This window comes from Paraburkholderia sp. (assembly GCF_035948235.1).
Classification (GTDB): Bacteria; Pseudomonadota; Gammaproteobacteria; order Burkholderiales; family Burkholderiaceae; genus Paraburkholderia.
Window position 1 is genome coordinate 21,210 of record NZ_DASZJJ010000248.1, and the last position, 18,616, is coordinate 39,825.

The window sequence follows — 18,616 nt, forward strand, 5'->3', positions numbered from 1 at the left end:
TAGTACTAACGGGCACAAAAACGCAGCAGCAAAAAAACAGCCGCGCGGGGTGAGCGCGCGGCTACGTGTCGGTACGACGCGTCACTGGCCCTGCGTCGCGGATGCCGCGGCCGGAACGCTGGCGCCCGCCTGCGCGAAGGTCAGGTGATCGCCGTTCTCGAGGATCAGCAGCAGCGCCTGCGGCGCGCGCATCTGCACGCCGGTGCGGGTGATATGCGCAAGGGCGTCCAGATACGGTCCTTCGATTTCACCGCCCGCGCCGATGCAGGCCATGCGCGTGCCCGCGAGCTGATCGAACGACAGCAGGCCGCTCTTGAGCGAATAGCGGCCCATGTAGCGATTGCAGCCCGAGAAGCCGCTGGCGCGGCGCTGGCCGTTCGCCGTGGACAGGTCAAGTGTGATCGGGCGTGCGGCTGGCGTGGCTGCCGTATTCGCACCGGCGTTCGCCCCGGGGATGGCGCGCAGCGTGCCGTCGGCGCGCTTCCATTCGACGAGCTGCCATTGCGAGTTGTCGAGCAATTGCGTGGCGGCGGGGTTGAACGGATCGGGCGCCGGTGCGGACGCGTCCTGGTGAACCGGCAGCTTGCACGCGGCAAGCATCAGTGCTGCGCCGATGGCGGCCGCGAGCGGCGCCGCGCGCGACGCGAGCAGGCGCGCCATCGTGCGCCCGGCGGGGCGTGTGCTCAAGCGGTGGGACATCGCATTTCCTCGTAACTGGCGAAGGCGTAAGGGTAACGCACCATGAGACGCCGTGCGAGCGCAAACGTTCGCCAAAGCGTGACTTCTTCACGCGATCGCGACCGGCGCAGCGGGCCCGCGTTGGCCCGGCGTCGACCGCGCATTGGCCATCCGGCCAGGCAAAACGCATGGGTGCGCGTGTTAACATCGACGCTTCTTCGCATTCGTGCGTCACCCATGGAGCGCGTGCGCTTCATCGTCATTTTTCATCGTGATTTCTGGAGACATCATGCAGACCGGCCCCCGCATCGGCACACCGCTTTCCGCTTCCGCCACCCGTGTCATGCTGCTCGGCGCTGGCGAGCTCGGCAAGGAAGTGATCATCGCGTTGCAGCGCCTCGGCGTCGAGGTGATCGCCGTCGACCGTTACGAGAACGCGCCCGGCCATCAGGTCGCGCATCGCGCGCACGTCATCGACATGGCCGATCCGAAGGCGCTGCGCGCCCTGATCGACGCCGAGCGTCCGCACCTCGTCGTGCCGGAAATCGAGGCCATCGCCACCGACGCGCTTGCGGCGGTCGAATCGGAAGGCGTCGCCGAAGTCATTCCCACCGCGCGCGCCGCCCAGCTCACGATGAACCGCGAAGGCATCCGCCGCCTCGCCGCCGAGGAGCTGGGGCTGCCCACGTCCCCTTACGCATTCGCCGATTCGCTCGAAGAGCTGAAGGCCGGCATCGCGAAGGTGGGCTATCCGTGCGTGGTGAAGCCGGTGATGTCGTCGTCGGGCAAGGGACAGTCGGTGTTGCGCAGCGACGCCGACGTCGAGCACGCCTGGCAATACGCACTCGCGGGCGGCCGCGTCAATCATGGCCGCGTGATCGTCGAAGGGTTCATCGACTTTGAATACGAAATCACGCAACTGACCGTGCGCGCGACCGACCCAGGCAGCGGCCAGGTCGAAACCTATTACTGCGACCCGATCGGCCACAAGCAGGTGGATGGCGATTACGTGGAGTCGTGGCAGCCGCAGCCGATGAGCGCGAAGGCGCTCGAACGCTCGCGCGAGATCGCGCACAAGGTCACGGAAGCACTCGGCGGGCGCGGTCTCTTTGGCGTCGAACTGTTCGTGCGCGGCGACGAAGTGTGGTTCTCGGAAGTCAGTCCGCGTCCGCATGACACGGGTCTGGTGACGCTCGCCTCGCAGCGTTTTTCCGAGTTCGAACTGCATGCGCGCGCGATTCTTGGCCTGCCCGTCGATACGACGGCGCGCGGTCCGGGTGCGTCGGCGGTGATCTACGGCGGCATGGACGCGCGCGGCATCGCCTTCGAAGGCGTCGCCGATGCGCTGGCCGTGCCGGGCGCGGACCTGCGCCTGTTCGGCAAGCCGGAAAGCTTCGTGAAGCGCCGCATGGGCGTGGCGCTGGCAACAGGCGCGGATCTCGAAGAGGCCCGTGCGCGCGCACGGGCCGCAGCCGCGGCGGTGCGCCCGGTGCCGGGTGACGCGACCAACTGAGGTCCGACGGCGTTCGAACGGCGGCCCAACGGCGTTCGAACTAACGCATCGTCGAAGTCTCCAAACACGCGCGCAGCTTGATCTTGCTTAAGCTGTGCGTGTGACGGGCCGCCGATAATCGCGCGCTCGTCCGGTGCGCATCTGCAACGCGCGGCCGGTGTATCGCGGGTTATTGTGTCGGCAGAGGCAGGGAGGCGGGTATGGGTGGATCGCGTATGTTGCATAAGTTGCGTGCGTTGAGTGTGGTGCTCTGGATTGGCGCCTTGTCGTGCGCGTGTGCACTGTCGGGCTGCGGGGTGGCGGCGGCGCCGTGCCGCGTGGCGTCGGCCGGCCTGAAGATCGTGCCGCTCGTCGGTCATCTGGCGGCTGCTCCCACCGATGCCTGTGCCGATGTGATCGATCCGTGATCGGCGCACGCCTGCGCATCCTGCTGTCAATGCTGCTGTCACTACCAACCGGCATGCCACGCCAGGAGAACGCCATGATCGACGCCCGCGCCCGGGTCGCCGCTTTCCGTCTTTTCTGCTCGCGCCCGCGCCTGGCGCTCGCGCTTGTCAGTGTTTTCAGTGCGCTTGCGGCATTCGCCGCACCGGTGGCGCACGCAGCATCGGGCAACGGGCTCGATATCCGCGACATCCATGTGCAGTCGCGCCACACTTTCAGCTACACCTGCGCCAGCGGCAAAACCTTCAAGGTCAGCTATCTGAACGCGTCCAACGGCCAGAGCTTCGCGCTCGTGCCCGTCGATGGCCGCAAGATCCTGCTGGTGGGCGTGGTCGCTGCGTCGGGCGTCAAGTATGTCGGCGACCGCTACGCCTGGTGGACCAAAGGCCCCGGCGCCGATCTCTACGACACCATGGCCGACCCCAACTCGAAACCCATCGTCGCGGGCTGCGCGACGATCATGCGCTGATGCCTTAAAGCCGCGCTTTGCGCGCACTGCGCGCTTCACGACGCGATCCGTCGTGCCGGAGTAATCTGTCGGCCATGCGAAGGGCGGGCGATTTTCGCTCCGCTTGTCGTCCTTTCGCACCTTTTGAGCGAGGTGGTCGATGAAGGCATCGGATCTGTTCGTGAGGGCGCTCGAAGCCGAGGGCGTGGAATATATCTTCGGCATTCCCGGCGAGGAAAACCTCGATCTGCTGGAATCGCTGCGGCGCTCGAAGATCCGTCTGATCGTTACGCGCCACGAACAGGCCGCAGGTTTCATGGCCGCCACTTACGGACGGCTGACGGGCCGCACCGGCGTGTGTCTGGCCACGCTCGGCCCCGGCGCGACCAATTTCGTGACCGCCGCCGCCTACGCGCAACTCGGCGGCATGCCGATGCTGATGGTCACGGGGCAAAAGCCCATCAAATCCAGCAAGCAGGGCCATTTCCAGATCGTCGATGTGGTGCGCATGATGGAGCCGCTCACCAAGTACGCGCGCCAGATCGTGTCGATCGGCAATATTCCTGCGCTCGTGCGCGAGGCCTTCCGCCAGGCCGAGCAGGAGCGCCCGGGCGCCGTGCATCTGGAACTGCCCGAAGACGTCGCCGATGAAGAGGGCGACGGCAAACCCATCCCCAAGAGCTTCAGCCGCCGCCCGGTCGCCGAGGAAAAAGCGGTCGCGCACGCGGTCGCGGCGATCTGTTCGGCGCGCCATCCGCTGTTGATGATCGGCGCGGGGGGAAATCGCAAGACCACGCGCAACGTGTTGCGCGAATTCGTCGATCAGACCGGCATCCCGTTTTTCACCACGCAGATGGGCAAGGGCGTGATCGACGAGTCGCATCCGCTGTGGCTGGGCAATGCCACGCTCTCGGACGGCGACTTCGTCCACCGCGCCATCGAACACGCCGACTGCATCATCAACGTCGGTCACGATGTGATCGAAAAGCCGCCGTTCTTCATGCGCAGCGCGGAAGGCCGCACGGTGATCCACGTCAACTTCCTGGGCGCGGAGGTTGATCCGGTTTATTTCCCGCAGATCGAGGTGGTGGGCGATATCGCCAACGCCGTCTGGCAACTGAAGGAAGCGCTCAAACCGCGCACGCACGAATGGGATTTCGCGCGCTTCGAGGAGATCAAGCGCCACTTCGACGCGCATCTGGCCAAAGGCCAGCACGACGAGCGCTTTCCGGTTTATCCGGTGCGGCTCGTGCACGACGTCTATCAGGCGATGCCCGAGGACGGCATCCTGTGTCTAGACAATGGCATGTACAAGATCTGGTTCGCGCGCTATTACCGGGCGCGCGAGCCGAATTCCGTGCTGCTCGACAACGCGCTGGCGTCGATGGGCGCGGGTCTGCCCTCGGCGATCGCGACCAAAATCGTGCATCCGGAGCGCAAGGTGGTGGCCGTGTGCGGCGACGGCGGCTTCATGATGAATTCCCAGGAGCTGGAGACGGCGGTGCGGCTGAAGCTCGACATCGTCGTGCTGCTGTTGCGCGACGACGCTTTCGGCATGATCCGCTGGAAGCAGGAAAACATGAATTTCCCCGATTACGGCATGACGCTGCAAAACCCCGATTTCGTCGATTACGCGCGCAGTTACGGCGCGCACGGGCATCGCGTGGGCGCCGCGGGCGAACTCGGACCGCTGATTACGCAGTGTTTCGCCGAGCCGGGCGTGCATGTGATCGACGTGCCCATCGATTACTCGGACAACGAGCGTGTGCTCAACCGCGAGATCAAGCGCCTGAGCGCGCAGCTGTGAAGCGGTAAGCGACGGCTCCTGCGCACGGTCGCGCGCCTTGCGCGTCCCGCGCACATCGCACACCCTCTGGCGCGGCATGATCGACCCCGACGTGGCGCGCCGCGTCTTTTGCGGAGAACGCGTCATGCTCAAACCGACTTACCCGTACTACCTGGCCAACGAGGCCGTCGCCGCCAATACCGATCTCGAAGTCACCGACAAATACAGCGGCGAAGTCGCCACGCGCGTTGCGCTCGCCGACGCCAAGGCGATCGACCAGGCCATCGCCGCCGCGCAAGCGGCGATGCCCGCGCTGCGCGCGTTCGCCCCGTTCAAGCGCCAGGCCGTGATCGACCATTGCGTGGCGCGCTTTCGCGAGCGCTTCGACGAACTGGCGATGGCGCTATGCATCGAGGCCGGCAAGCCGATCAACGATTCGCGCGGCGAAGTCACGCGCCTGATCGACACCTTTCGCGTGGCCGCCGAGGAAAGCGTGCGCATCGACGGCGAGATCGTGAACCTGGAGATCTCGCCGCGCGCCAAGGGCTATCACGGCTACGTCAAGCGCGTGCCGATCGGGCCGTGCTCGTTTATTTCGCCGTTCAATTTTCCGCTCAATCTGGCCGCCCACAAGGTCGCGCCCGCGCTGGCGGCGGGTGTGCCCTTCGTGCTCAAGCCCGCGAGCCGCACGCCGGTGGGCGCGCTCATCATCGGCGAGATTCTGGCGGAAACGGATCTGCCCAAGGGCGCGTTCTCGATCCTGCCCGCGCATCGCGACGGCGCCGATCTCTTTACCACCGACGAACGCTTCAAGCTGCTGTCATTTACCGGTTCGCCCGCGGTCGGCTGGGATCTCAAGAAGAAGGCCGGCAAGAAGAAGGTGGTGCTGGAACTGGGCGGCAATGCGGCGGCCATCGTCGATGCCGATCAGGGCGCGAAGCTCGACTATGTGGTGGATCGACTCGCGTTCGGCGCGTATTACCAGTCGGGGCAGAGCTGTATCGGCGTGCAGCGCATTCTGGTGCACGCGTCGCTCTACGACGCGCTGCGCGACAAGCTGATCGCCAAGGTCAAGACGCTGAAAATGGGCGATCCGAAGGACGAAAAGACCTTTGTCGGGCCGATGATCTCGGAGTCGGAGTCGAAGCGCCTGGCGGGCTGGATGGAGAGTGCGGTGCTGGCGGGCGCGAAGATCATCGCGGGCGGCCAGGTGGACGGCGCGATGTTCGAGGCGACGCTGCTGGAGGACGTAGGCCGCGACACCGATCTTTACCGGCGCGAGGCCTTTGGGCCGGTGGCGATCCTCGAGCGCTTCACGGATTTCGGCGCGGCGCTGGAGACGGTCAACGACAGCGACTTCGGCTTGCAGGCGGGTGTGTTCACCGATTCGCTCGCCAACGCGCATCGCGCGTGGGATGGGCTCGACGTGGGCGGCGTGGTCATCAACGATATTCCGTCATTTCGCGTCGATAACATGCCGTATGGCGGCGTGAAGGATTCGGGCCTGGGGCGCGAAGGCGTGCGCTACGCCATCGAGGATATGACCGAGCTGCGGCTGATGGTGATGCGTCAGACGTGGTGAACGCCTGAAGATACGCGAGTACGGCGCTTCTGTTGTGAAGGGTGAAAGGGCCCGAACAGAAGCGCTGCGTCTTTGCAGAAGCCCGTCCATGGGGCCATAGGGATTTATGCCGAGGTGCTACAATACCGGCCTTTCGCCGGATTGCGCCCGCGCAACGCCGGTATCGATCGAAGCGGCCGAACGCAAACATTGCGCAAAATCGGCGCGTAAATAAGGGAACGAGCCACGGTGATCCTCACCGGGCAAGCGCAGTGAGCCCAGGCGGGTCGAGCGCGGCATCAAGCCGGCGCACCTCGCCCAGACGGCTCCCGTGAGCACAAAGAGCCCAAACGGCCCGTTCCGCAAGCTGTCCGCCACGACCGGCCATGCCGGTCGCCCCGGGCAATCCCGGCAGAGCCAGGCTGCGCCCACGCAGCGTCTGCCAGCACTACCGCAGTCCCGCAGTGATTATTTGAGGCGCATGGCGCCTCGTGCGCCTAGCGCCTTTATAGCGAAACCCACCATGTCCGACACCGACGTCAAGCCCAGCACTGCGACCTTCGATCAGTTCGGCCTCGCGCCCGACATCCTCAAGGCGATCCAGGAGCAGGGCTACACGACGCCCACGCCGATCCAGGCGCAGGCGATTCCCGTGGTCCTCACGGGCCGTGACGTGATGGGCGCCGCCCAGACCGGCACCGGCAAGACCGCCAGCTTCTCGCTGCCGATCCTGCAACGCCTGCTGCCGATGGCCAGCACGAGCGCATCGCCCGCACGCCATCCGGTGCGCGCGCTGATCCTCACGCCTACGCGCGAACTGGCCGACCAGGTCGCCAACAACGTGCGCACCTACGCGCAGCACACGGCGCTGCGCAGCGCCGTGGTGTTCGGCGGCGTCGACATGAACCCGCAGTCGGAAGAACTGCGCCGCGGCGTGGAAATCCTGATCGCGACGCCGGGCCGACTGCTCGATCACGTTCAGCAGAAGACCACGAATCTGGGCCAGGTGCAGATGCTCGTGCTCGACGAAGCCGACCGCATGCTGGACATGGGCTTCCTGCCGGATCTGCAGCGCATCCTGAACCTGCTGCCGAAGGAGCGCCAGACGCTGCTGTTCTCGGCTACGTTCTCGCCGGAAATCAAGAAGCTCGCCGCCACGTATCTGCGCACGCCGCAGACCATCGAAGTCGCGCGCAGCAACTCGACGAATGCGAACGTTACGCAGATCGTTTATGAAGTCGCCGAAGGCGACAAGACCGGCGCGGTGGTGCAACTGATCCGCTCGCGTGGTCTGAAGCAGGTGATCGTGTTCTGTAACAGCAAGATCGGCGCGAGCCGTCTTGCGCGCCAGATCGAGAAGGCCGGCATCGTCGCCGCCGCGATTCACGGCGACCGCTCGCAGAACGAGCGCATGCAGGCGCTCGACGCCTTCAAGCGCGGCGAGATCGAAGCGCTGGTGGCCACCGACGTGGCCGCGCGCGGTCTCGACATCGCCGAACTGCCCGCCGTCATCAACTTCGACCTGCCGTTCAACGCCGAAGACTACGTCCACCGTATCGGCCGTACCGGCCGCGCGGGCGCGACCGGCGACGCGCTGTCGCTGTGCAGCCCGAACGAGAAGAAGCAACTGGCCGATATCGAAAAGCTCATCAAGCGTCCGCTGACGGTCGAGCATCTGGTCGTCGATACGCCGGTGGCGCACCACGAGGGCGGCAGCCGTCGCCGCGAGCGCGATGCGCACGAAGGCCGCGAGGCGCGTGGTGATCGCGAGGGGCGCGAGGGTCGTGAAGGCCGCGAGGCGCGTGAGGCACGCGGCGAGCGCGGTCACCGCCGCACGGGCAGCTTCGAGCGTCCGCACCACCACCGCTCGCAACCCATCGACGACTTCTTCCTGAAGCCGTATGAGCCGTCCGCCGCCGCGCGCAGCAAGGCCGAGGACAGCAAGGCCGCACCGGCTAGCACGTCGCAGAAGTCGTCGAAGCAGCCGCTGGCCGCGCTGCTGGGCGGGCTCGGTTCGTCGTGGCGCAACAAGCCGACGCCTTCGTCGTCGTCGTGATCTAGCGTTCCAGATGTAGAAACGGCGTGCGGGTGAAAACCCGGCACGCCGTTTTTTTTCGCCTGCGTTGTGTTTGCGTTTTGCGTTTGCGTCCTTACGCGGGCAAGTGCACGAGACGCCGTTTCCAGGCGTCGATTGCGTCGGCCTGAAAGGCTTCGAGCGAGGCGGGCGTCGGCTGATGCAGATCTAGCCCCAAATGTTGAGCCGCCGCGAGCAGCGCTTCGAGCGGGCGCGACGCATCGAGCGCCTGCGCGCCGGTCTGCTTCGAGAGCTTTTCGCCATCGGCGTTGGTGACGACGGGGACGTGCAGATAAGTGGGCGTCGGCACGCCTAGACAGCGTTGCAGCCAGATCTGGCGCGCCGTGGAGTCGAGCAGGTCCGCGCCGCGCACGACGTGCGTGATGCCTTGCGCGGCGTCGTCCACGACCACGGCCAGTTGATACGCCCATTGACCGTCCGCGCGCAGCAGCACGAAATCGCCCACATCGTTCGCCAGATCCTGTTGCTGCGGGCCTTGCCAGCGATCGTCGAAGCGGATCAGCGCGGGATTATCGGCGCATTGCGGCACGTCGTCCGGCACGCGCAGACGCCACGCGCGCGCGGTCTTGCCGTGCAGGCCGTCGCGGCAGGTGCCGGGGTAGATCAGCGTGGTGTTGCGCCGGTGCGCGTGCAATTGCGAGTCGGCAATTTCCTTGCGAGTGCAGCCGCAGGGATAGACGTGTTTCGTCGCGATCAGCGTGTCCAGCGCTTCACGGTATAGACCGGTGCGCTGGCTTTGCCACACGGGCGCCTCATCCGCGTGAAAGCCGAAGCGTTCGAGCGTCGCGAGGATGTCATCGGCGGCGCCGGGCACGGTGCGTGGGCCGTCGATATCTTCCATGCGCACGAGCCACGCGCCGTCATGCGCGCGCGCATCGAGCCAGCTCGCCAGCGCCGAAACCAGCGAGCCGAAATGCAAAGGACCAGTGGGCGAGGGCGCGAAGCGCCCGCGATAGCCGGAAGCAGGTGCGCTCACGCGCGGATTATGCGGCGTTTGCCGCTGCTGCTTGCGTGCCTTGAGCACCTTGCTCACGCGCCGGGTGGCACGCCGGGCAGCTCTTGCCCACCTCGAAGAGTGGCGAAGCTTGTTCAGCAGGCGTGACGACGGCGCGGCACGCGAAGCACTGAACCGTGCCGGTCGGTTCGAGTTGCGGATTGAGTGCGGTGCGCTGGTCGAACACGAAGCAGTCGCCGTTGTAATGCGCGCCGCCGACTTCCTCGAAGTACTTCAGGATGCCGCCTTCAAGCTGATAAACGCGCTCGATCCCCACTTCCTTCATGTGGATCGCCGCTTTCTCGCAGCGGATGCCGCCTGTGCAGAACGACACCACGGTCTTGCCTTCCAGATCGGCGCGATTCGCCTCGATCACGCCGGGGAATTCGCTGAATTTCGTCAGGCGATAGTCGAGCGCCTTATCGAAGGTGCCCAGATCGATTTCGAAGTCGTTGCGCGTATCGAGCATCACGACCGGACGGCCTTCGTCGTCGAATCCGCGGTCGAGCCATTCCTTCAACACGACCGGCGCGACCGAAGGCGCGCGGCCTTCTTCCGGGCGGATCGCGGGCTTTTTCATCGTGATGATTTCGCGCTTCAAACGCACGAGCATGCGATTGAAGGGGCGATCCTCGGAAAAGCTTTCCTTGAACTGCAGCGTGGCGAATTTGCCTTCGAAAAGCGGGTCGGTACGCACGAAGTCCATGAAGGCGCGCACGTTCGGCTCACTGCCAGCGACGAACAGGTTGATGCCTTCGGGCGCGAGCAGGATCGTGCCCCGCAAATCGAGTTCATTGCAGCGCGCGAGCACGAGCGGACGCCATTCGGCGGTCTTCTCAAGTGTCGCGAACTGGTAGGAGGAAAGGTTGAGGATACGCATGGCCAACAAACACTCAAAGCTGAATCGGACGGGCCCGCGAGCGGTGCGGCGGGCGCAATCCGCTATTATCCCTCAACCGGGCGGCGAGGCACCTGCAGCGCGTTGTCCCTGCTGCCGGAATGTCGCGCGTTGCTGACGGAGTGCAAGTCCGCACGCTGACACTTCACACGTATTCGCACACGCTCAAACTGCTTTGCACGCGGTGCCGGCGGCGAAAAACGCCGGACCGTAGAGGTACAATGACGCCCATGTCAGATCCCCGCTTCGTCCATCTCCGCGTCCACTCCGAATTCTCGATTGCCGACGGCATCGTGCGTCTCGACGACCTCGTCAAGGCGGCGGCCAAAGACGGCCAGGGCGCGCTCGCGCTCACCGACCTCGGCAACGCATTCGGCCTCGTTCGTTTTTATTCGGAAGCCCGTGGCAAAGGGGTCAAACCCATTGCCGGCTGCGACGTCTGGATCATGAATCCGGACGACCGCGACAAACCTTCGCGCCTGCTGCTGCTCGTGAAGGACAAGGTCGGTTATCTGAATTTGTGCGAGCTGCTGTCGAAGGCGTGGCTCACGAACCAGCATCGCGGCCGCGCGGAAGTCGATGTCGCCTGGCTCGAAGCGGGTCTGGGCGAAGGGCTGCTGGCGATCTCGGGCGCGCAACTGGGCGACGTGGGTCTCGCACTCGCGGCGGGCAACGTCGAAAGCGCGAAGCGCCACGCGCAGCGCTGGGCCAAACTGTTCCCGAACGGCTATTACATCGAGCTGCAACGCTGCGGCCAGGCCGGCGGCGAGCAATACATCGAGCAGGCCGTCGCGCTCGCGGCGGAATTGCAACTGCCGGTGGTCGCCACGCACCCGATGCAGTTCATGACGCACGAGGAATACACCGCGCACGAAGCGCGCGTGTGTATTTCGGAAGGCGACATTCTCGCGAATCCGCGCCGCCAGAAACGCTTCACGACCGATCAGCGTTTTCGCACCCAGGACGAAATGGCCGCGCTGTTCGCGGACATTCCCTCGGCGCTCGCCAACACGATCGAGATCGCCAAACGCTGCAATCTGACGCTCGAACTCGGCAAGCCCAAGCTGCCGCTATTCCCGACGCCCGATGGCATGTCGCTCGACGACTATCTCGTGCAACTGTCGCGCGAAGGGCTGGAAAAGCGCCTCGTGCAGCTTTATCCGAATGAAGCCGATCGCGAAGCCGAACGCGCGCGCTACAACGAACGTCTGGACTTCGAGTGCGGGACCATCATCAAGATGGGGTTCCCGGGCTACTTCCTGATCGTTGCGGACTTCATCAACTGGGCGAAGAACAACGGCGTGCCGGTGGGTCCGGGCCGGGGTTCGGGCGCGGGCTCGCTGGTCGCGTACGCGCTGGGCATTACCGATCTGGACCCGCTGCGCTACAACCTGCTGTTCGAGCGTTTCCTGAATCCGGAACGCGTCTCGATGCCCGACTTCGACATCGACTTCTGCCAGCACGGGCGCGACCGCGTCATTCAGTACGTGAAGGACAAGTACGGCGCTGATGCGGTGTCGCAGATCGCCACCTTCGGCACCATGGCCGCGAAGGCGGCGGTGCGCGATATCGGCCGCGTGCTCGATCTGGGCTACAACTTCACGGACGGCATCGCCAAGCTGATTCCGTTCAAGCCGGGCAAGCACGTCACCATCGCCGATGCGATGAAGGAAGAGCCGCTCTTGCAGGAGCGCTACGACAACGAGGACGAAGTACACCAGTTGCTCGACCTCGCGCAGCTCGTGGAAGGGCTCACGCGTAACGTCGGCATGCACGCGGGCGGCGTGCTGATCGCCCCGGGCAAGCTGACGGATTTTTGCCCGCTCTACACCCAGGGCGACGAAAGCGGCGTCGTGAGCCAGTACGACAAGGACGACGTGGAAGCCGTCGGCCTCGTGAAGTTCGACTTTCTGGGTCTGACCACGCTGACGATTCTCGACTGGGCCGAGCGCTATATCCGCAGGCTCGATCCGTCGAAGAAGGACTGGTCGCTGGCCGAAGTGCCGCTCGACGACGCGCCGTCGTTCCAGATCCTCAAGAAAGCGAATACGGTCGCCGTGTTCCAGCTGGAAAGCCGCGGCATGCAGGGCATGCTGAAAGACGCGCAGCCTGACCGCTTCGAGGACATCATCGCGCTCGTGGCGCTGTATCGTCCGGGCCCGATGGACCTGATCCCGAGCTTCTGCGCGCGTAAGCATGGCCGCGAAGTGGTGGAGTATCCGGACCCGCGCGTCGAACCTGTTCTGAAAGAGACCTACGGCATCATGGTCTATCAGGAGCAGGTGATGCAGATGGCGCAGATCATCGGCGGCTACTCGCTGGGCGGCGCCGACTTGCTGCGCCGCGCGATGGGTAAGAAAAAGCCCGAGGAAATGGCCAAGCACCGCGAGATTTTCGCGGAAGGCGCGGCGAAAAACGGCCTCACGCGCGAGAAAGCCGACGAAACCTTCGACTTGATGGAAAAGTTCGCGGGCTACGGCTTCAACAAGTCGCACGCGGCCGCTTACGCCTTGCTCGCCTATCACACCGCGTGGCTCAAGGCGCACCATCCGGCGGAATTCATGGCGGCGAATATGTCGCTCGCCATGGACGACACCGACAAGGTCAAGATCCTTTTCGAAGACTGCGCAACCAACAACCTCAAGGTGCTGCCGCCGGACGTCAATGCGTCGGCGTATCGCTTCGAGCCGGTTGCGGATGCGCATGTGGCCGAGGGCAAGCGTTCGCGCACGATCCGTTACGGTCTGGGCGCGATCAAGGGCAGCGGCCAGAACGCCATCGAAGAAATCCTGCGCGCACGCGAAGAAGGCGGCCTGTTCAAGGATCTGTTCGACTTCTGCGAGCGCATCGACCGCCGTCTGGTGAATCGCCGCACGATCGAAGCGATGATCCGCGCGGGCGCGTTCGACACGATCCACGCCAATCGCGCGCAGTTGATCGCCTCGGTGCCGATGGCAATGGAAGCCGCCGAGCAGGCCAGCGCCAACGCCATGCAGGCGGGTCTGTTCGACATGGGCGACGCGCCGCTGGCGGCGCACGAACTCGTTGACGAACCGGCGTGGGACGAGAAGCGCAAGCTGCAGGAAGAGAAGGGCGCGCTGGGCTTCTATCTGTCGGGCCATCTGTTCGATGCCTACAAGGACGAAGTGCGTCGCTTCGTGCGCCAGAAGATCGGCGAGCTGAAGGAAGGCCGCGACAAGCTGGTGGCGGGCGTGATCGCCTCGCTGCGCACGCAGATGACCCAGCGCGGCAAGATGCTGATCGCGCTGCTCGACGACGGCACCGGCCAGTGCGAAGTGACGGTGTTCAACGAGCAGTACGAGGCGCACAAGGCGCTCTTCAAGGAAGACGAGCTGCTGGTGGTGCAGGGCGGCGCGCGCAACGACGCCTTCACGGGCGGCATCCGCTTTACCGTCGATACCGTGATGGATCTGGAGCGCGCGCGCAGCCGTTACGCGCAGGCCGTGAAGGTGCAGGTGAACGGTAACGCCGATGCGGCGTCGCTGCGCTCGGTGCTCGAAGCGCATCGCGCGAAGCCCGATGATTCGCTGCCCGCGCCGGTGGTGGAGACGCGTGGGCGCGGCGGTCGCGATGGTGGCGGTGGCTTCGGCGGCCGTGGCCGCGAGCGCGAACAGGTCGTGATTCCGAACGGCCTCGCGGTGCAGATCGTCTATCGCAACGAGCGCGCGCAAGGCGAAGTGCGTCTGGGCGATGCCTGGCGCGTCAAGCCCACCGACGATCTGCTGGCGGCGCTGCGTGGCGAGTTCGCGGGCAGCTCGATCGAGATCGTGTACTGATCGTTTTCCTGGCGTAGCAACGCAAAACGGGCGGCTCAGGCCGCCCGTCTGTCATTCCAGAAGCACCGTTTAGCGCTTTTTCGCCACCTTGCCGTCGCGCGTGAGCAGTGCGAGCTTGGCGTAGCGGTAGTACGTCGTTTCGGCGTTATTGATCGCGAGCATCAGCCCTTCGGCGCCGTCGAGGAAACCCGCGCGTATCACCCAGGTGCGGAAGAACGCCCAGAAACCCTTGCCGAGCGCCTTGGCGAGCGACGAGCGCTTGCCGGCTTCCGCCATCGTCAGTGCGCCCGCGCTCGAATAGGCGTTGGTCTTTTCCAGCGCTTCGTGCAGATCCGGCATCGAGATATGGATGATCGGGCCGTCGAGACGGCCGATCGTGCCCTCTATTTCCAGATGCGTGTGGGTGCGCACGTCCGTGAAGCGCGCGCTGCCGCGCCGGAACAGCCGCTCGATGCGATCGGGCCACCAGCCCGAGTGATTCATGAAGCGCCCGCAGAAGCTGGAGCGGCGCGGCGTGCTGAAGGCGCTGTGCGGCGTGCCCTGGGCGAGCAGCGTGGCGATTTCGGTGCGCAGTTCGGGGCTCAGACGCTCGTCGGCGTCGAGGCAGATGACCCAGTCGCCGCGCGCCTCGACGAGCGCGCGGTTCTTTTGCGGCCCGTCGCCGGGCCAGTCGGTCTCGAACACGCGCGCGCCGAGCTGGCGGCACAGTTCCGGCGTGCCGTCGGTGCTGCCGGAATCGAACACGATGGTTTCCATCGCGAGTCCGCGCACCGATTCGAGACATTCGCCGATGTCGTGCGCCTCGTTCATCGCCACCACGATCACGGAAAGCGTGGCGGGCGACGTGCCCTGGGCCTGCGGCCTTGAGCGGGTCGGGGAAAGTCCGTCGGACATGAGTGGACGCCTGTTCTGATTCTGAATGGAAAACGCCAGCGGCGAACCTGTGAGGTTGCGCGCTGATTCTTCGTTTATAGACGGTGTATTGCTCAACCAGGCGGGGCCAGGCGGCAGAGGTGCGTATTCTAGACCATGCGCGCCGGGTCGCTGGCGTGGGCTCCGGCGGGTAACAGATGGGAAGCAGGCGCAAAGCAGGGTGTCTGACGGATCGAACGGCCCGCCGCGCCGACCGTATACAATGCGTACCGCGCTGCCGCAGTGTCATCCCGACGCTGCCGCGCCCGTTTTCCGAACACGCGTTCCAGAGGATTCCTTGAGCGAGAAGCCCCGACAATCCACCCTCAGCAAGCCGATCGGCGAAGGCCAGGCCTCCAATCCGGGCTCGGTCGGCCGCCGGCTGTGGCCGTATCTCAAGCCGCTCATCTGGGTGTCGATCGCCGCTATTGCCACGCTGGCCATCGTTGCCGCGACCGAGGCCGGCATTCCCGCGCTGCTCAAACCGCTGCTCGACCACGGCTTTGGCACCAAGGGCAGCCCGAGCGCCACGTGGATCGTGCCGGTCGCCGTGATCGGCCTGTCGCTGGTGCGCGGTCTCGCGCAGTACGCCTCCGGCTATCTGCTGCAGTACGTCTCGAACAAGATCCTGCTGGAACTGCGCCTTAAGATGTTCGAGCGCATGATTCACGCGAGCGTTGGTTTCTTCCAGCGCGAGACGGCGAGTACGGTCATCAATGCCATCGTGTTCGAGGTCAACCAGATCCTGAACGTGCTGATGTCCGTGCTGGTGACCTCCGTGCGCGACTCGCTCACCGTGGTGTTCCTGCTCGGCTATCTGTTCATTCTGAACTGGCGCCTCACGCTGATCGTGGCCGTGCTGCTGCCGGCTATCGGCTGGCTCGTCAGCAAGATCAATCGCCGCCTGCGCCGCCTGAATCGCGACTACCAGCTGCTCACCAATGATCTCTCGTACATCGTCGAAGAGACCGTGGGCGGCTACAAGGTCGTCAAGGTGCATAACGGCGAAAAGTACGAGATGGACCGCTTCGGCGAACTGAGCAAGCGGCTGCGCGGCTATCAGATGCGCATGACGGTCTCGGGCGGTCTCGCCCAGCCGATCACGCAGTTCCTGGCCTCGATTGCGCTGGCGGTTGTCGTGACGATCGCGGTGGTGCAGGCTTCGCACGACCAGACCACGGTGGGCGGTTTTGTCTCGTTCGTCACGGCGATGCTGCTGGTGATCTCGCCGCTGAAGCACCTGATCGACGTGAACCAGCCGCTGCAGCGCGGCATGACGGCCGCCGAGCTGATTTTCGGCCTGATCGACGAACCCGCCGAGCCCGAAGGCGGCGGCAAGCCGCTCGAACGCGCGCGCGGCGAAATCGAGTTCCGCAATGTTTCGTTTGCCTACGGGCCGGAAGGGCGACCGATTCTCGAAAGCGTGCACTTCACCGCGGCGCCTGGCGAGATGATCGCGCTGGCGGGCCCGTCGGGCAGCGGCAAGACCACGCTCGTGAACCTGCTGCCGCGCTTTTTCGATCCGAGCGGCGGCCAGATTCTCGTCGATGGCGTGCCGGTGCCGGAGTACGACGTCCACGCGCTGCGCAGCCAGATCGCGATGGTGAGCCAGGACGTGACGCTCTTTAACGACACGGTGGCGAACAACGTCGCTTACGGCGAAACGGCCGATGTCGAGCGCGTCGAACGCGCGCTGCGCGCAGCTAACCTGTGGGACACCATCGCGGCGCTGCCCGACGGCGTCAACACGCTGGTGGGCGATAACGGCATGAAGCTCTCGGGCGGCCAGCGCCAGCGTCTGGCGATCGCGCGCGCGATCTACAAGGACGCGCCGATCCTGATTCTCGACGAAGCAACTTCGGCGCTGGACTCGGAGTCGGAACGCCACGTGCAGTCGGCGCTGGAAACGCTGATGAAGGGCCGCACGACGCTCGTGATCGCTCACCGCCTGTCCACCATCGAACGCGCCGACCGCATCCTCGTGATGGAAGCCGGCCGCATCGTCGAGCGCGGTTCGCACCAGCAACTGCTCGAACAGCGCGGGCTCTACGCGCATCTGCATCAGATCCAGTTCCAGCAGAGCGCGGCTTAACACGGCTTGGCCGCTCCTTCGAGCGGCTTCGCAATGACAAACTCGCAAAAACGGCCCATCGCGTCAGACGCGATGGGCCGTTTTTTATCGGCTTGAAAAAGGGCGTGGGCTCAGAAGCCGACGGCGATTTCGCGCCTGCGCGACACGATCGTCGCGAGGAAGGTCGCGGTGAGCAGCGAGATCAGCACCATCACCTGGATCGGCACCAGCACGTCGATCGTCAGGCCAAAGAGGATGGTGCTGAACGACACCGCCAGGCCGCTGCACGCGGCGGTGCGGATCACGGCGTCGGCGTCGCGGCGCGCGCGCCAGAAGTACACCGAGGTGCCGAAGTAGATCGTCAGCAGGCTCAGCGCGCCGATTGCGCCCATTTCGGCGATGGCGGAGAAAAAGTCGCTATGCGCGCGTTCGTTGACGATTGCCTGGCTGGCCTCGCCACGGTGCGCCAGATCGCCCAGCGCGGCTTCCAGGCGGCCCTTGCCGACGCCGTAGACCGGATGCTGCTCGAAGATGCGGATCGACGCGCTCCAGAGCTGCAGGCGCAGGCCCGTCGAGGTGTCCTTGTCGCCGTGCTCCATCAGCGCGACGTCGGAGCCGACATCCGCGACGCGATGGCGGATGCGCTCCGTCGACAACAGCGCGCCAGCCGCCACGGCCACCAGCACCACGGCCACGACCACGCGCTTCCAGTGCGTGAACCAGCCGTACTGCACACCCAGCAGGAACATGAACACGGGGATCGCGATCCAGCCGCCGCGCGTACCCGAAAGATAGGAAACGAAGCCGCCCACCAGCAGCGCGGCCAGCTTTACCACCAGCGCGAGCGGGCGCGCCTTGCGGTCCCAGCCGAACGTAAAGACGGCGAGGAAGGCGAATAGCAGGGCCGTATCGCCGAACGGAATCGCGTTGGTGTAGTAGTTGTTCAGGCGCTCGGCGTCGCTCCAGCCGCCTACCGGGCGATCGAGGATCACCCAGGCGCTGGCGGCGAGCGCGCCGAACGCGCAGCCCCAGCCGACGGCGGTGAGATAGCGCGAGGGCACGCGACTGAGCAGCAGAAAGACCGGCAGGGCGAGCGCGAAGCGCGAGAGCGCATCGAACTGATGTGGCTTCCAGTAGCCCATCAGCGGCTGCTGCACGATGACGACGACGAGCGGCGCAAGCATGGCCGCCGTGTACCAGCCGTAATCGCGCCACGGCGCGAAATAGCCCGGCTCGCGCCGACCGGCGTACAGGCCCCAGAGCGCGAACGCCAGCAGCAGGAAAAAGCAGTAACCCGTGCCGCCGCGCCAGACCAGATTGGTAGCCGGGCCGAGCACGAGCAGCAGGGAGACGATTGGAGCCAGGCGGCGAGGGAAAGTGGTTGTTTCGTGATTCATGGCGGCCGGCGCAAATCGGACG

Annotated in this window: 13 protein-coding genes; 8 read left to right on the plus strand and 5 right to left on the minus strand. The window is 65.2% G+C overall.

Annotation, left to right across the window (positions count from 1 at the left end; genetic code table 11):
• Window positions 1–81 precede the first annotated feature (81 nt).
• A complete protein-coding gene (locus VG320_RS21785; protein WP_414696094.1) occupies window positions 82–699 on the minus strand; it encodes an META domain-containing protein in 618 nt (205 codons plus the stop codon).
• A 268-nt stretch (window positions 700–967) separates the two neighbouring features.
• On the opposite strand from VG320_RS21785, the gene purT reads away from it, so the two are divergent.
• From purT to VG320_RS21815, 6 genes are all read left to right on the plus strand, one after another.
• Window positions 968–2,191 carry a formate-dependent phosphoribosylglycinamide formyltransferase gene (gene purT, locus VG320_RS21790; protein WP_327202138.1) on the plus strand — a complete coding sequence of 408 codons (1,224 nt, stop codon included), beginning with the start codon at window positions 968–970 and terminating at the stop codon, window positions 2,189–2,191.
• 215 nt (window positions 2,192–2,406) lie between these two features.
• Window positions 2,407–2,598 (plus strand): DUF6726 family protein, encoded by a 192-nt coding sequence (locus VG320_RS21795; protein ID WP_327202139.1) that lies wholly within the window; start codon window positions 2,407–2,409, stop codon window positions 2,596–2,598.
• A gap of 74 nt (window positions 2,599–2,672) precedes the next feature.
• Entirely contained in the window at window positions 2,673–3,104 is a 432-nt protein-coding gene (locus VG320_RS21800) for an MliC family protein (protein ID WP_327202140.1), read from the plus strand.
• Window positions 3,105–3,243: 139 nt separating this feature from the next.
• Window positions 3,244–4,890 carry an acetolactate synthase large subunit gene (locus VG320_RS21805; RefSeq protein WP_327202141.1) on the plus strand — a complete coding sequence of 549 codons (1,647 nt, stop codon included), beginning with the start codon at window positions 3,244–3,246 and terminating at the stop codon, window positions 4,888–4,890.
• Between the two features lie 124 nt (window positions 4,891–5,014).
• Window positions 5,015–6,451 (plus strand): aldehyde dehydrogenase family protein, encoded by a 1,437-nt coding sequence (locus VG320_RS21810; RefSeq protein WP_327202142.1) that lies wholly within the window; start codon window positions 5,015–5,017, stop codon window positions 6,449–6,451.
• A 502-nt stretch (window positions 6,452–6,953) separates the two neighbouring features.
• On the plus strand, window positions 6,954–8,486 hold the full coding sequence (locus tag VG320_RS21815) for a DEAD/DEAH box helicase (protein WP_327202143.1): 1,533 nt from the start codon (window positions 6,954–6,956) through the stop codon (window positions 8,484–8,486).
• A 94-nt stretch (window positions 8,487–8,580) separates the two neighbouring features.
• Here the strand turns inward: VG320_RS21815 and gluQRS are convergent, their stop codons facing one another.
• Both gluQRS and VG320_RS21825 read right to left on the minus strand, forming a co-directional pair.
• Window positions 8,581–9,501, minus strand: a complete 921-nt coding sequence (gene gluQRS, locus VG320_RS21820; RefSeq protein WP_327202166.1) for a tRNA glutamyl-Q(34) synthetase GluQRS — start codon at window positions 9,499–9,501, stop codon at window positions 8,581–8,583.
• A 7-nt stretch (window positions 9,502–9,508) separates the two neighbouring features.
• On the minus strand, window positions 9,509–10,399 hold the full coding sequence (locus VG320_RS21825) for a sulfurtransferase (RefSeq protein ID WP_327202144.1): 891 nt from the start codon (window positions 10,397–10,399) through the stop codon (window positions 9,509–9,511).
• Between the two features lie 239 nt (window positions 10,400–10,638).
• Between VG320_RS21825 and dnaE the strand changes: the two genes are divergently transcribed.
• Window positions 10,639–14,214 (plus strand): DNA polymerase III subunit alpha, encoded by a 3,576-nt coding sequence (gene dnaE / locus VG320_RS21830; protein WP_327202145.1) that lies wholly within the window; start codon window positions 10,639–10,641, stop codon window positions 14,212–14,214.
• A gap of 69 nt (window positions 14,215–14,283) precedes the next feature.
• Here the strand turns inward: dnaE and VG320_RS21835 are convergent, their stop codons facing one another.
• Window positions 14,284–15,108 (minus strand): glycosyltransferase family 2 protein, encoded by an 825-nt coding sequence (locus VG320_RS21835; RefSeq protein ID WP_327202146.1) that lies wholly within the window; start codon window positions 15,106–15,108, stop codon window positions 14,284–14,286.
• Window positions 15,109–15,424: 316 nt separating this feature from the next.
• Between VG320_RS21835 and msbA the strand changes: the two genes are divergently transcribed.
• Window positions 15,425–17,218 (plus strand): lipid A export permease/ATP-binding protein MsbA, encoded by a 1,794-nt coding sequence (msbA, locus tag VG320_RS21840; protein WP_327202147.1) that lies wholly within the window; start codon window positions 15,425–15,427, stop codon window positions 17,216–17,218.
• A gap of 110 nt (window positions 17,219–17,328) precedes the next feature.
• Here the strand turns inward: msbA and VG320_RS21845 are convergent, their stop codons facing one another.
• Window positions 17,329–18,594, minus strand: coding sequence for an O-antigen ligase family protein (locus VG320_RS21845; RefSeq protein ID WP_327202148.1), 1,266 nt, complete (start codon window positions 18,592–18,594; stop codon window positions 17,329–17,331).
• Window positions 18,595–18,616 lie beyond the last annotated feature (22 nt).

Excerpts from the sequence above, each read along its gene's own strand:
- purT (WP_327202138.1), top strand. The coding sequence starts at position 968 with ATGCAGACCGGCCCCCGCATCGGCACACCGCTTTCCGCTTCCGCCACC.
- VG320_RS21815 (WP_327202143.1), top strand. The coding sequence starts at position 6,954 with ATGTCCGACACCGACGTCAAGCCCAGCACTGCGACCTTCGATCAGTTC.
- VG320_RS21845 (WP_327202148.1), bottom strand. The coding sequence starts at position 18,594 with ATGAATCACGAAACAACCACTTTCCCTCGCCGCCTGGCTCCAATCGTC.
- dnaE (WP_327202145.1), top strand. The coding sequence starts at position 10,639 with ATGACGCCCATGTCAGATCCCCGCTTCGTCCATCTCCGCGTCCACTCC.
- VG320_RS21800 (WP_327202140.1), top strand. The coding sequence starts at position 2,673 with ATGATCGACGCCCGCGCCCGGGTCGCCGCTTTCCGTCTTTTCTGCTCG.
- VG320_RS21785 (WP_414696094.1), bottom strand. The coding sequence starts at position 699 with ATGTCCCACCGCTTGAGCACACGCCCCGCCGGGCGCACGATGGCGCGC.
- VG320_RS21835 (WP_327202146.1), bottom strand. The coding sequence starts at position 15,108 with ATGTCCGACGGACTTTCCCCGACCCGCTCAAGGCCGCAGGCCCAGGGC.
- VG320_RS21825 (WP_327202144.1), bottom strand. The coding sequence starts at position 10,399 with ATGCGTATCCTCAACCTTTCCTCCTACCAGTTCGCGACACTTGAGAAG.
- VG320_RS21810 (WP_327202142.1), top strand. The coding sequence starts at position 5,015 with ATGCTCAAACCGACTTACCCGTACTACCTGGCCAACGAGGCCGTCGCC.
- VG320_RS21805 (WP_327202141.1), top strand. The coding sequence starts at position 3,244 with ATGAAGGCATCGGATCTGTTCGTGAGGGCGCTCGAAGCCGAGGGCGTG.
- VG320_RS21795 (WP_327202139.1), top strand. The coding sequence starts at position 2,407 with ATGTTGCATAAGTTGCGTGCGTTGAGTGTGGTGCTCTGGATTGGCGCC.